Source organism: Streptomyces sp. 15-116A, from assembly GCF_025290915.1.
In the GTDB taxonomy this organism is placed as follows: Bacteria; Actinomycetota; Actinomycetes; order Streptomycetales; family Streptomycetaceae; genus Streptomyces.
In genome coordinates this window covers 1-12,921 of sequence record NZ_JAOCQE010000182.1, presented here as the reverse complement: position 1 = coordinate 12,921, position 12,921 = coordinate 1, and the positions used below count along the sequence as shown (strand labels likewise).

Sequence of the window (12,921 nt, the reverse complement as noted above, 5' to 3'; positions counted from 1 at the left end):
CGGGCGCGCGGGTGGAGGCCGTCGTCGCCTCCGCCCTGGCGGTGGTCCCGGAGGACTCCTGGACCGCCCGCTCCCTGCGCCGCGCGGTCACCGCCGCCCACCTCGGCGAACGCGCGGTGCGCTCAGCGGTGGTGATCGGCGGCTACCCCTGGACCGACCTGGCCCCCGAGGCGGTCGCCCTCGCCTTCGGCGCGTACGCGGCGGCCGACGGCGACTTCGAACAGGCGGTCCTGATGGCCGTCAACATGGGCCGCGACGCCGACACGACGGCAGCACTGGCTGGCGCCCTCTCAGGAGCAACGGGCGGCACGACGGCGATCCCGCGGGCCTGGAGCACCCCCATCGGCCCAGCAAGAGGCACCTGCCTCCCGGCGATGGCAGGCCACCACGTCCTGGACATCGCGGACCTCCTCACAGAGCCCGCCTGCACCCCCCACGAGCTCCTGCTGACCGACGAACGGCCCCCGGACACGTACGTCCTGGCAGCAGCCGACACCACGGAGCCTCCGTCATGAACCCCCCAGGACGACCACCCGCACCCGCCGACGGCGAATGCGCCCCACGGGCACAACCCGCACCTCTCCAGGAAACCCGAACGGGTGGTGCGGGTGGGAAACAAAAGGCCGATGGCGCAGCCGAGGCCGTGACCGGCCTCCTCCTCGGCCTCGCACTCGGCGACGCCGCCGGCTGGCCCGCCGCCCGCCACCGCGCCGCCCGCATGCCCGAATGGACCCGCCGCCTCACCCGCGAGCTGGACACCTTCGCCGAACAGAACGCCACCACCACCCTCCCCGTCCCCATCGCCCTCAACCAACCCCCCGAACCCCTCCACCTGGGCCCCTCCGACGACGCCGAATGGGCCGCCTTCGCCGCCGAAGCCATCCTCCGCGCCGGCGACGACACCGCCCTCGCGGACCTCAGCCGCGAACGCCGCACCCGCGCCGCCATCGACCTCACCTGGAACGCCGTGGCCAGCGAGGTCGCCGCCGCCACCGACCGCGCCCCGGAGATCGAGTCCGCCGTCCTCCCCCTGCGCGCCCGCATCTCCGTCCGCGCCGGCCTCGGCAACCTCGCCACGGGCCTGCGCCCACCCGCCACCGGCCACGACAACCCGCACTACTTCGACGACGCCGCCTGCATCCGCGCCTGCGTCCTCGCCGTCGCCCACCCCGGCGACCCCCACCGCGCCGCAGACCTCGCCGAGTTCGACGCCCGCTACACCCAGGACGGCGACGGAGTCCACGGCGCCCGCGCCATGGCCGCCGCCCTCTCCCTCGCCCTGACCGGCCAGGACGTCCACACCTGCGTGACCGCCGCCCTCACCGAACTCCCCGAGGAGACGGAGATCGGCCGCAACGCCCGCCACGCCCTCACTCTCGCCGGGACCGCCGACAGCGCCTTCGCCCTCGTACCACCCCTGGAACACCAGATCATCGACCACGTCTACAGCTACGGCGTCGCCGCAGCCGAGACCGTCCCCGTCGCCCTCGCCCTGGCCGTCGCCGCGGACGGCCGCATCGCGGACGCGGTCCCCGCGGCGGCCTGCCTGTCCCGCGTCGCGGACTCCGCCCCCGCCCTCACCGGCGCCCTGACCGGCGCGCTCGGCGGCGGCACCGCGATCCCGGAGTCCTGGAGGGAGAGCTGCCGCACCCTCTCCGGCTGCGTCCTGCCCCGGCTGACCGGCACGGACCTGGTCGAACTCGCCAATCTCCTGGCCGCCACCCACCCGACCCCACCGGAAGGATGATTCCGGCATGACACAGGAAACCCGACCGAAGCGACCCTCGGGCCCGCCCCTGGACGAACGCATCACCGCCGCCCTCGTCGGCGCAGCCGTCGGCGACGCGCTCGGCGGCCCCGTCGAGGGCTACTCCCCCGACCAGATCGCCGAACGCCACGGCGGCCGCGTCCACGGCATCGTCGGCCCCTGGAACGGCGACGACTGGCGCACCGCCCGCCCCATCGCTCCGTACCACAAGGGCGACGGCCACGTCACCGACGACACCTTGATGACCCACGCCCTGATCCGGGTGTACGCCACGGTCCGCGACCACCTCGACGCCTACGCGATCGTCGGCCACCTGGTCCCGGACCTCATGACCACCCCCCGCTGGATCCCGGAACTGGAGTCCGAGGCGCTGCTCCTCCACCGCGTCTTCCTCGCGGAGAAATGGCTGGTGGCCCGCCTCCACTACGGCCATGTCGACCCCCGCGAGGCGGGCGTCGGCAACATCGTGAACTGCGGTGCCGCGATGTACATGGCGCCCGTCGGCCTGGTCAACGCAGCCAACCCGCCCGCCGCCTACGCGGAGGCCCTGGACATCGCGGGCGCCCACCAGTCGTCGTACGGCAGGGAGGCGGCCGGTGTCTTCGCGGCGGCGGTGGCGGCGGCCTGCACGCCGGGCGCGACCCCGGACTCGGTGGTGGCGGCCTGCCTGTCCCTGGCGAAGGACGGCACCCGGGCGGCGATCGAGCAGGTCTGCGAAGTCGCCGCCCACCACACGGACTTCGAGTCGGCCCTGCGCCCCCTGCGACAGGCGGTCACCCCCTACGACACGGTGGGCCCCGACTACCGCAACCCCTCCCTCGGCGCCCGCCGCCCCTCCCGCCTCCACTCCATCGAGGAACTCCCCATCGCCCTCGGCATGCTGCTCGTGTCCCGCGGCGACTACCGCCACGCGGTCCTGGGCGCCGTGAACTACGGCCGCGACTGCGACTCCATCGCCACCATGGCCGGGGCGATCGCAGGAGCACTGGGTTCACCGCCCCCGGAGGACTGGTCGAAGCGGGTCGCCGAGGCCAGCCGCCTGGACCTGTGGCAACCGGCGAGAACCCTCACGGAGGTCACCCAGGAGATCTTCGCCAACGACGTCCAACGCCGCCGCACCCACGAACAGGCCTTCACGGAACTCGGAGCCGACCCATGCTCCGCCTGACCTGGGTCCAACCGGAAGACCTGATCGCCCACGAACTCCACCAGGCAACCCTGGACGGCAGAGAGCCTTCGGCGATCGCCGCAAGATGGCGAGCAGCGGGAGGGCAGCAGGCCCCGCTACGAGCGGGCGCATCGCCGACCCCCGCTTCGAGGTACCTACGCCAACTCGCCGAAGACCTCCTCGACGAACTCGCCGACCTCCCCAGCAACTTGGCAGACGCAGAACCGACGGACCTGAACCGCATCAAGGCGAGCTGCCCCGAATGGCCTCACCCCTCCGCGGGCAGGCGTGCCCCCACCCCGGCCCACCTGGAAGCAGCCTGGCTGGGCAGAGCCGCAGGATGCCTTCTAGGCAAACCAGTGGAAAAGCTCCCCCTGGACGGCATCCGCCAACTCGCCGCGGCAACCGGCAACTGGCCCCTCACCACGTACTTCACAGCCAAGGGAGTCCCCGAAGACCTCCTCATCGCGTACCCCTGGAACCGCCGCTCGGCCCCCACCTCCCTCGCCGAGAACATCGACGGCATGCCCGAGGACGACGACCTCAACTACCCCCTCCTCAACCTCCTTCTCCTCCAGCGCCACGGCAGAACCTTCACCCCCACCGACGCAGCCCGCCTCTGGCTCGACGAACTCCCCGCCGGCCGCACCTTCACCGCCGAACGCCTCGCCTACCGCAACCTCCTGACCGGCCTGGAACCCCCGCACACCGCTCGCCACCGCAACCCCTTCCGCGAATGGATCGGCGCCCTGATCCGCGCCGACCTGCACGGCTGGACCAACCCCGGCGACCCGGCCGCCGCCGCCGAGCAGGCGCACCGCGACGCGACCCTCACCCACACCGCGAACGGTGTCTACGCGGCGATGTTCATCGCGGCCGTCATCGCCACGGCCGCCACCGGCACGCACGACATCCACGCCTGCCTCCGCACCGGCCTCACCGTCGTCCCACCCCGCTCCCGCCTCGCGGCAGCCATCCACCACGCCGTACAACTGGCGCACGAACACGACGACTTCACCACCGTCGTGGACAAACTCCACGCCACCTACGCGGCCACCCACCACTGGGTCCACGCCATCCCCAACACGGCGCTCATCACCGCCGCCCTCACCCACGCCGACGGCGACTTCACCGGCTCCATCTGCCGAGCCGTCTCCGGCGGTTGGGACACGGACTCCAACGGCGCGACCGCCGGAAGCATCGCCGCACTCCTCGCAGGCACCCCCGCCGCGCTCCCCGACCGCTGGACGGCGCCTCTGAAGAACCGCCTGGCCACCTCCGTCGGCGACTTCAACGGCACCGGCTTCGACACCCTGGCCCAGCTCACCCACCAGGAGGCCACCCGCCCATGACCACCACCCCTCCCCTCACCGGCCTGCGCGTCCTCGACCTCGCCACCCTCTTCGCCGGCCCCCTCGCCGCCACCCTGCTCGGCGACTTCGGCGCGGAGGTCATCAAGGTCGAGCACCCCCGCAAACCCGACCCGTCCCGCGGCCACGGCCCGTCGAAGAACGGCATCGGCCTGTGGTGGAAGATGCTCGGCCGCAACAAGCGCACCATCACTCTGGACCTGTCCACACCCGGCGGCCGCACCACCCTCCTCAAGCTCGCCGGGACCGCCGACGTGATCATCGAGAACTTCCGCCCCGGCACCCTGGAGAAATGGGACCTCGGCTGGCCAGAGCTCTCCGCCGCCAACCCCCGCCTGGTCCTGGTCCGGGTCACCGGCTTCGGCCAGTTCGGCCCCTACGCGCACCGCCCCGGCTTCGGCACCCTCGCCGAGGCGATGAGCGGCTTCGCCGCGATCACCGGCGAACCGGACGCGCCACCCACCCTTCCGCCGTTCGGTCTCGCCGACTCCATCGCCGGACTGACCACGGCCTACGCGACCCTCACCGCGCTGGCCGGCCGCGACCGCACCGGCGAGGGCCAGGTCGTCGACATGGCGCTGATCGAGCCGATCCTCACCGCCCTCGGCCCCCAGCCCACCTGGTACGACCAGCTCGGCCACGTCCAGCCCCGCACCGGCAACCGCTCCCAGAACAACGCCCCGCGCGGCACCTACCTCACCGCCGACGGCACCTGGGTCGCCGTCTCCACCTCCGCCCAGTCGGTCGCGGAACGCGTGATGCACCTGGTGGGCCGCCCGGAGCTGATCGACGAGCCGTGGTTCGCCACCGGCGCCGAGCGCGCCGCGCACGCGGACATCCTCGACGAGGCCGTCGGCAGCTGGATCGCCGAACGCACCCGCACGGAGGTCCTGGCGGCCTTCGAGAAGGCGGAGGCGGCCGTGGCACCCATCCAGGACGTACGGGACGTGATGGAGGACCCGCAGTACCAGGCCCTCCACACCATCACCACCGTCGACGATCCCGAGCTGGGCCCGCTGCGCATGCAGAACGTCCTGTTCCGGCTCTCCGCCACCCCGGGCGCGATCCGCTGGGCGGGCCGCCCGCACGGCGCCGACACCGACGAGGTGCTCACCGAGCTGGGCCTGACCCCGGCCGACCTCGCGGCCCTCCGCGCGGAGGGCGCCTTGTGACGGGCTTCCCGCTGACCTGGCTGTACGCCCCCGGCGACCGCCCGCACGTGGTGGCGAAGGCGCTCGCCTCGGGCGCGGACGTGGTGGTGATCGACCTGGAGGACGCGGTCGCCCCGGACCGCAAGGCGTACGCCCGCGAGGCCACCGCCGAGCTGCTGAGCGAACCGCAGCCGGTCCCGGTGCACGTCCGCGTCAACGCCCTGACCACCCCTTGGGCCGACGCCGACCTGGCCGCCCTCGCCCCGGCGCCGGGCCTCTCCGGCCTGCGCCTGCCTAAGGTGTCCGACCGTTCGGACATCCTCCACGTCGCACACCGCACCCCTTCGGCCCTCCCCCTGTACGCCCTCCTGGAGACGGCCCTCGCCATCGAGCACGCGTACGCGGTGGCCGGCGCCCACCCGGCGCTGCGCGGCATCGCGATCGGCGAGGCGGATCTCCGGGCCGACCTGGGCGTACGCGACGACGCCGGCCTGGACTGGTCCCGCTCCCGCGTGGTGGTCGCCGCCCGGGCGGCGGGCCTGCCCCCGCCCACCCAGTCCGTCCACCCGGACACCCGCGACCTGGAGGGCCTCACCGCGTCCTGCGCCCACGGCCGCACCCTCGGCTTCCTGGGCCGCGCGGCCATCCACCCCCTCCAGCTCCCGGTGATCGAGCGCGCCTACCTCCCCACGGAGAAGGAGATCGAGGAGGCGGAGATCATCCTCAAGGCAGCAGCCACCACGGAGGGCGCCCAGGCCCTCCCCAACGGCACGTTCATCGACGCAGCGGTCGTGGCCACGGCCCACCGCACCCTGTCCCTGGCCCGCAGACGCTGACAAAAATCTCTCCGCCGACAAAACTTTTCCCGCCGCAACGGCGCTCAGCCCCCACGACGCATTCCGGCGGTGCCGAACCCACCGAAGCGACCACCCGACACACACCAAGGGCGCCCAGGAAATCCCGGGCGCCCTCAGCGACGTACAACAGACCTTCAGCGCTTCTTCGCCGACCCGGCCCCATCCTTGTCCGCGGACTCGGCATCGGCATCGGCATCGGCATCGGCCTTGGTCAACGACACCTCATCGTCGGTCTCCGCCGCCTCACCCTTGGTCTCCGGGGCCCCGGGCTCGACAACGTCCTCCCGCCCCGGCCGCTTCCGCGCGGACAGCACGATGTACAGCACCGCCAGCAGGAACACCAGGATCGACGTCCAGTTGTTCAGCCGCAGCCCCAGAATGTGGTGCGCCTCGTCGACCCGCATGTACTCGATCCAGAACCGGCCCACACAGTACGCGGCGACATACAGCGCGAACGCCCGCCCGTGCCCGAGCCGGAACTTGCGGTCGGCCCAGATCACCAGCACCGCGACGCCGATGCACCACAGCGACTCGTACAGGAACGTCGGGTGGTACGTGCCCGGCACCCGCCCGTCCGCGGAGGACGTGATCTCCACGGCCCACGGCAGATCCGTCGCCTTCCCGTACAGCTCCTGGTTGAACCAGTTGCCCCAGCGCCCGATCGCCTGCGCGAGGGCGATGCCCGGCGCGACGGCGTCGGCGTACGCGGGCATCGGGATGCCCCGGCGCCGGCAGCCGATCCACGCGCCCAGCGCGCCGAGGGCGATCGCGCCCCAGATGCCGAGGCCGCCCTCCCAGATCTTGAAGGCGTCCACCCAGTTCCGGCCCTCGCTGAAGTACAGCTCGTAGTCGGTGATCACGTGGTAGAGCCTGCCGCCGACCAGGCCGAAGGGGACGGCCCAGACAGCGATGTCGGCCACCGTGCCGGCCCGCCCGCCCCGGGCGATCCAGCGCTTGTTGCCGAGCCAGACGGCAACGAAGACGCCGATGATGATGCAGAACGCATAGCCGCGCAGCGGAATGGGGCCGAGGTACAGCACCCCGCTCGACGGGCTGGGAATGTAGGCAAGTTCCATGGCAAGGTCGACGCTACCGTGCCGGACCGGGCCGACGGCAGGCGGCCCGGCTACGGCTCCATAACAGGCGGGGTCCCCGCCGGGCCTACTGGTTCGCCTCCTGCACCATCTTCTTCAGCTTCTCCGGGGTCATCGACCGGTCCTCGTAGATGTTCTTGCCGTCGAACAGCACGGTCGGCGTGCCCGAGAAGCCGCCCTTCTGGAAGGCGTCGTTGGACTTGACGACCCAGCTGTTGTGCTTGCCGTCCTCCACGCAGGAGCGGAAGGCGGGCGTGTCGAGGCCGCGCACCTTGCCCGCCAGGTCGATCAGGTTGGCGTTGTCGGCGAAGGCGTCGTCGGTCTCCGGCGGCTGGTTGTCGAACAGCACGTCGTGGTAGGCGGCGAACTTGCCCGCGTCCTGGGCGCAGGCCGCGGCGTTGGCGGAGTTGCGCGAGCCGGTGCCGCCCAGGTTGCCGTCGATGAGGGTGACCAGGTGGTACTCGACTCTCAGGTCGCCCGACTCGGTCAGTTCGTGGATCGTGGGGCGGTAGGCCAGCTCGAAGGACTTGCAGGCCGGGCAGCGGAAGTCCTCCCACACCGTGAGCGTGGCCTTGGCGTCCTCCTTGCCGACCGGGATGGCGAGGCCGTCCTCGCCGAGGGCGCCCGAGGGCGCGACGACCGGGCCCGCCGAGTCGCTGCCCTCGTCCTTGCCGGCGTTGGCGGCGACCACACCGATCACCGCCGCGAGGCCCAGGACACAGACCACGGACGCGCCCACGATCAGGGTGCGGCGCCGCTTCTCGGCGGCCTTCTGCTTCTCACGCTCGACCGCCAGCCGCTCCCGGGCGGTGCGCTTTCCGTCACGGTTCTTCTCGCTCACACCCCGCAGAACGAACCGGGGAGGCGCACCGCGCCTCCCCGGTCCCAGGTCCACCCGTACGAGCGACCTGTATGACTGGCTGCCGCCGACCGCTCGGCTACGCCTTCCCGCGCACGCCCTTCGCCAGGTCGGCCGCGAGTTCCCGGACCGCTTCGAGTCCGGCGGTCTCGTCGGGGGCGTCCAGCATCCGCTTGACGAAGGCCGAGCCGACGATCACGCCGTCGGCGAAGCCGGCCACCTCGGCGGCCTGGGCGGGGTTGGAGACGCCGAGGCCGACGCAGACGGGCAAGCCTGTGCCGGTGGCCCGGGTGCGCCGCACCAGGTCCTCGGCCTGCGAGCTGACCGACTCACGGGTGCCGGTGACCCCCATGAGGGAGGCCGCGTAGACGAAGCCGCTGCCCGCCGCGGTGATCTCGGCGAGCCGTGCGTCCTTGCTGCTGGGCGCCACCACGAAGACGGTCGCGAGACCGTGCTTCTCGGCGTGCTCGCGCCACAGCGCGGACTCCTGGACCGGCAGGTCGGGCAGGATGCAGCCCGCGCCGCCCGCCTCGGCCAGCTCGGCGGTGAAGCGCTCCACGCCGTAGCGATCGATGGGGTTCCAGTAGGTCATGACGAGGATCGGCTTGCCGGTGGCCGTGTGGGCCTCGCGGACCGTGCGCATCACGTCGGCGATCTTCACGCCGCCGCGCAGGGCGATGTCGTCGGCGGTCTGGATGACGGGCCCGTCGAGGACGGGGTCGCTGTGCGGCAGGCCCACCTCGACGACGTCGGCGCCGCTCTCCAGGACGGCCTTGACCGCCTCGATCCCGCCGTCCACGGTCGGGAACCCGGCCGGGAGGTAGGCGATGAGCGCGGCCCTCCCCTCGGACTTCGCCGCGGCGAGGGTGTCCTGCAGCAGCTGGATGTTCCCGCTCACTTGGCGTCCCCCTCGATCTCGGCGGTGCCGGAGGCGTCCTCGGCGACCTCGGCGTCGGTGTCGTACAGGCCGAAGTAGCGGGCGGCCGTGTCCATGTCCTTGTCGCCGCGGCCGGACAGGTTGACGACGATCAGGCCGTCCTTGCCCAGCTCCTTGCCGACCTCCAGGGCGCCGGCCAGCGCGTGGGCGCTCTCGATGGCCGGGATGATGCCCTCCGTGCGCGACAGCAGACGCAGGGCCTGCATCGCGGCGTCGTCGGTGACCGCGCGGTACTCGCCGCGGCCGGAGTCCTTGAGGTAGGAGTGCTCGGGTCCGATGCCGGGGTAGTCGAGACCGGCCGAGATCGAGTACGGCTCGGTGATCTGGCCCTCGTCGTCCTGGAGGACGTACGAGCGGGAGCCGTGCAGGATGCCGGGCTCGCCGGCGGAGAGGGTGGCGGCGTGCTCACCGGTCTCGATGCCGTGCCCCGCGGGTTCGCAGCCGATGAGGCGTACGTCCGTGTCGGGGATGAAGGCGTGGAAGAGGCCGATGGCGTTGGAGCCGCCGCCGACGCAGGCGATCGCGGCGTCGGGGAGGCGGCCGGCGCGCTCCAGGAGCTGGCGGCGGGCCTCGACGCCGATGACGCGGTGGAAGTCGCGGACCATCGCCGGGAAGGGGTGGGGGCCCGCGACGGTGCCGAAGAGGTAGTGCGTGTGGTCGACGTTGGCGACCCAGTCACGGAACGCCTCGTTGATGGCGTCCTTCAGGGTGCGGCTGCCGGACTTCACGGCGACGACCTCGGCGCCGAGCATGCGCATGCGCGCCACGTTCAGGGCTTGGCGCTGAGTGTCGATCTCGCCCATGTAGATGGTGCAGTCGAGGCCGAACAGGGCGCAGGCGGTGGCGGTGGCGACGCCGTGCTGGCCGGCGCCGGTCTCGGCGATGACGCGGGTCTTGCCCATGCGCTTGGTGAGCAGGGCCTGGCCGAGCACGTTGTTGATCTTGTGGCTGCCGGTGTGGTTGAGGTCCTCGCGCTTGAGGAAGACCCGGGCGCCGCCGGCGTGTTCGGCGAAACGGGGGACCTCGGTGAGGGCGCTCGGGCGGCCGGTGTAGTTGACCAGGAGGTCGTCGAGTTCGCGGGCGAACTCCGGGTCGTGCTTGGCCTTGTCGTACTCGACGGCGACCTCGTCGACGGCGGCGACGAGGGCCTCGGGGATGAACTTGCCGCCGAAGGCGCCGAAGTAGCCCTCGGGTGAGGGGACTTGACCCTCCGGGTCGGGAATGAAGAAGGTGCTGGGCATGCGGAAACCTCACGGTGAGTGCGTGCGTGAAAAGACACTGATCGCCGTGGGGGCGGAGATTGTCTGTTGGCTGCGGGCCGTTCGTGGCTGGTCGCGCACACGCGGCGGTAGCCGCATATCAAGCAGAGCCCCGCGCCCCTATGGGGCGCGCTGCCATCGACGCCCGTTGACTTGCCCCGGCTCGTCGCCGATCACGTAACGCACTCGGCGGCCGTGGACGCGGCGGGCCGGGGCGCGGCAGCCTCTGGGACGGCAGCCTCGTGCCAGGCGCGCGTACGGGTCCCTGGTCGCCAGGGTGATCGGGAGGGTCATCGCGTCAAGCCTAGCGGGGCGTCAGCCGCGGCCGTGGCGGAGTGCGGGATGTTCGCCCGCGGCCACCAGGTCGGCGACGGCCGTCTTGGGGTCCTTGCCGGTGACCAGGGACTCGCCGACCAGGACCGCGTCGGCGCCGGCGTTGGCGTAGGCGATGAGGTCGTGCGGGCCGCGGACGCCGGACTCGGCGATCTTGACGAGGTGGTCGGGGATCTCGGGCGCGACGCGCTCGAAGGTGCCGCGGTCGACCTCGAGGGTCTTGAGGTTGCGGGCGTTGACGCCGATGACCTTGGCGCCCGCGTCCACCGCGCGCTCGACCTCCTCCTCGTCGTGGACCTCGACGAGCGGGGTGAGGCCGATGGACTCGGCGCGCTCGATCAGCGACTCCAGGGCCGGCTGGTCGAGGGCGGCGACGATCAGCAGGGCCAGGTCGGCGCCGTACGCGCGGGCCTCCCAGAGCTGGTACGACGTGACGATGAAGTCCTTGCGCAGCACCGGGATGTCGACGCGCGCGCGGACCGCTTCGAGGTCGGCCAGCGAGCCGCCGAAGCGGCGCTGTTCGGTGAGGACGGAGATGACGGCGGCGCCGCCCGCCTCGTAGTCGGCGGCGAGTCCGGCCGGGTCGGCGATCGCGGCGAGCGCGCCCTTGGAGGGGCTGGAGCGCTTGACCTCGCAGATGACCTTGACGCCCTCACCGCGCAGGGCGGCCACGCCGTCCTTGGCCGCGGGGGCCTTCGCCGCGCGCTCCTTGAGCTCGTCGAGGCTGACGCGCGCCTGCCGCTCCGCGAGGTCGGCACGGACTCCGTCGATGATCTCGTCGAGCACACTCACGCGAGCGGCCCCCTTCCGTACGGTCGGGTCTTCGGTCGGTTTCGCCGGACAGCTCGCCGGACGGTTGGCCGGACGAAACCGATGGTCACTGCGATGGTATCCGCAGCGGGGCGTATGCCTCGCATCCGGTTGACCCGCGGTCCCACTACCTGGACGTTCCTGTGTCGATCAAGGGTGCAGCCAGCCGCCGAACGGCAGGTTCCGGACGACGGTGAAGAGCAGCAGCAACGCTCCGACGGACCACAGGAGCACCGGCGGCGGGTCGAGGCGGAACGGCCTGCCGCGCAGGGTGCGGACCACCCAGACGGTCCACAGGACGGCGAAGGCGGCGTAGCCGAGGACGGCGGGGGCGTTGGCCTGGAGGGCGGTCAGGAGGTCGCCGTGGACGACGGCGTGGGCGCTGCGCAGTCCGCCGCAGCCGGGGCAGTACAGGCCGGTGAGCCGGAGCAGCGGGCAGGCGGGGTAGTGGCCGGGCTCGTTGGGGTCGACGGCCCCGACGTAGGCGAAGGCACCGGCGACGGCGGCGAGAATCCCGGCGGGGACGGCGAGCCGGGCGGCCCTGGCTCGGCGGGACGCGGTCGGGCTGCTGGCGGCGTTCACCCGTGCATTGTGCCCGTGCGGTGGTGGCGGGCGCGTCCCGCACACGCGTCAGGGGCGGTTCCGGCACCGTTCGTGCGGACCGCCCCTGTCCTTCGGTGGTGCTCAGCCCTCGGCGCGCGCCGGTGCGCGGTCGCCGGTGACCTGGTGCACGGGGTGCGCGTTCTTCGGCTGGCCCATCCCCATCGCGCGCATGATCCAGCCGACGACGCCGCCGAGGAGCACGACGACCATGCCGGCCCAGAAGCCCAGCGGCTGGTCCATCACCATGAACGCGCCCGCGACGCAGAAACCGATGAAGGCGATAGTGACACCGGTCCAGGCGGCCGGGGTGTGACCGTGGCTGCTGCCCGCCATTGCTTGCTCCTCGTTGCTGTGTGCGTGTCTGAGCAGGATGCTCCCGCCCATTGTCCCGCACGCGTACGCGTGCCGTACTCGGGGGTGCTTCCCGCGCGCGTCACGCGCTCGTCGGGTCCTCGCCTCGGTCGAGGGCCTTCCACAGTTCCTCGGGGCGGTCCGGGTCGACGGGGGCCGTCCGGCGGCGGGCGCGCGGGGTGCCGTCGCGTTCGTAGCGGCCGGACATCGCCGGCCACAGGCGGCCGTAGCGCAGGGCGAGGGCGCCGGCCAGCAGGAGCAGCAGGCCGCCGACGGCCGCGACGTAGGGCCACGCGGTGTGGCTGAGGACCTCCACCGTGGCGGAGGTGTCACCGGCGGCCTCGGCGGCATCGCGCTGGAC

General features: G+C 72.5%; 15 protein-coding genes. 6 read left to right on the top strand and 9 right to left on the bottom strand.

Features of this window, described 5'->3' with window-relative positions:
* From N4P33_RS24460 to N4P33_RS24435, 6 genes are all read left to right on the top strand, one after another.
* A partial coding sequence (locus tag N4P33_RS24460; protein WP_260828884.1) for an ADP-ribosylglycohydrolase family protein occupies positions 1-515 on the top strand: 515 nt, incomplete at its 5' end.
* Positions 512-1,747, top strand: coding sequence for an ADP-ribosylglycohydrolase family protein (locus tag N4P33_RS24455; RefSeq protein ID WP_260828883.1), 1,236 nt, complete (start codon positions 512-514; stop codon positions 1,745-1,747). The genes N4P33_RS24460 and N4P33_RS24455, both read left to right, overlap by 4 nt.
* Positions 1,748-1,754: 7 nt before the next feature.
* Complete coding sequence (locus N4P33_RS24450; RefSeq protein ID WP_260828882.1) at positions 1,755-2,936, top strand: ADP-ribosylglycohydrolase family protein; 1,182 nt, start codon at positions 1,755-1,757, stop codon at positions 2,934-2,936.
* Complete coding sequence (locus N4P33_RS24445; RefSeq protein ID WP_260828881.1) at positions 2,924-4,288, top strand: ADP-ribosylglycohydrolase family protein; 1,365 nt, start codon at positions 2,924-2,926, stop codon at positions 4,286-4,288. Before N4P33_RS24450 ends, N4P33_RS24445 begins: the two co-directional genes overlap by 13 nt.
* Positions 4,285-5,478, top strand: coding sequence for a CaiB/BaiF CoA-transferase family protein (locus N4P33_RS24440; RefSeq protein WP_260828880.1), 1,194 nt, complete (start codon positions 4,285-4,287; stop codon positions 5,476-5,478). The genes N4P33_RS24445 and N4P33_RS24440 overlap by 4 nt, the downstream gene beginning before the upstream one ends.
* On the top strand, positions 5,475-6,293 hold the full coding sequence (locus tag N4P33_RS24435; protein WP_260828879.1) for a CoA ester lyase: 819 nt from the start codon (positions 5,475-5,477) through the stop codon (positions 6,291-6,293). The genes N4P33_RS24440 and N4P33_RS24435 overlap by 4 nt, the downstream gene beginning before the upstream one ends.
* A 155-nt stretch (positions 6,294-6,448) precedes the next feature.
* Here N4P33_RS24435 and lgt read toward each other — a convergent pair whose 3' ends face one another.
* The 9 genes from lgt to N4P33_RS24395 all read right to left on the bottom strand — a co-directional run.
* A complete protein-coding gene (gene lgt, locus N4P33_RS24430; RefSeq protein ID WP_260828878.1) occupies positions 6,449-7,390 on the bottom strand; it encodes a prolipoprotein diacylglyceryl transferase in 942 nt (313 codons plus the stop codon).
* 85 nt (positions 7,391-7,475) lie between these two features.
* Entirely contained in the window at positions 7,476-8,249 is a 774-nt protein-coding gene (locus N4P33_RS24425; protein WP_260828877.1) for a DsbA family protein, read from the bottom strand.
* A gap of 97 nt (positions 8,250-8,346) precedes the next feature.
* Positions 8,347-9,165, bottom strand: coding sequence for a tryptophan synthase subunit alpha (trpA, locus tag N4P33_RS24420; protein WP_260828876.1), 819 nt, complete (start codon positions 9,163-9,165; stop codon positions 8,347-8,349).
* On the bottom strand, positions 9,162-10,445 hold the full coding sequence (gene trpB, locus N4P33_RS24415; RefSeq protein ID WP_260828875.1) for a tryptophan synthase subunit beta: 1,284 nt from the start codon (positions 10,443-10,445) through the stop codon (positions 9,162-9,164). Before trpB ends, trpA begins: the two co-directional genes overlap by 4 nt.
* A 138-nt stretch (positions 10,446-10,583) precedes the next feature.
* Positions 10,584-10,757 (bottom strand): tryptophan biosynthesis modulator TrpM, encoded by a 174-nt coding sequence (gene trpM, locus N4P33_RS35730; RefSeq protein ID WP_399030071.1) that lies wholly within the window; start codon positions 10,755-10,757, stop codon positions 10,584-10,586.
* Between the two features lie 21 nt (positions 10,758-10,778).
* Positions 10,779-11,588: an indole-3-glycerol phosphate synthase TrpC gene (gene trpC, locus N4P33_RS24410; RefSeq protein WP_260828874.1), complete on the bottom strand. Its 810-nt coding sequence runs from the start codon at positions 11,586-11,588 to the stop codon at positions 10,779-10,781.
* A 168-nt stretch (positions 11,589-11,756) separates the two neighbouring features.
* On the bottom strand, positions 11,757-12,188 hold the full coding sequence (locus N4P33_RS24405; RefSeq protein WP_260828873.1) for a DUF2752 domain-containing protein: 432 nt from the start codon (positions 12,186-12,188) through the stop codon (positions 11,757-11,759).
* A gap of 102 nt (positions 12,189-12,290) precedes the next feature.
* The gene (locus tag N4P33_RS24400; RefSeq protein ID WP_260828872.1) at positions 12,291-12,542 is read right to left on the bottom strand and encodes an HGxxPAAW family protein; all 252 of its coding nucleotides are present in this window, start codon (positions 12,540-12,542) and stop codon (positions 12,291-12,293) included.
* A 100-nt stretch (positions 12,543-12,642) separates the two neighbouring features.
* A partial coding sequence (locus N4P33_RS24395) for a TIGR02234 family membrane protein (protein WP_260828871.1) occupies positions 12,643-12,921 on the bottom strand: 279 nt, incomplete at its 5' end.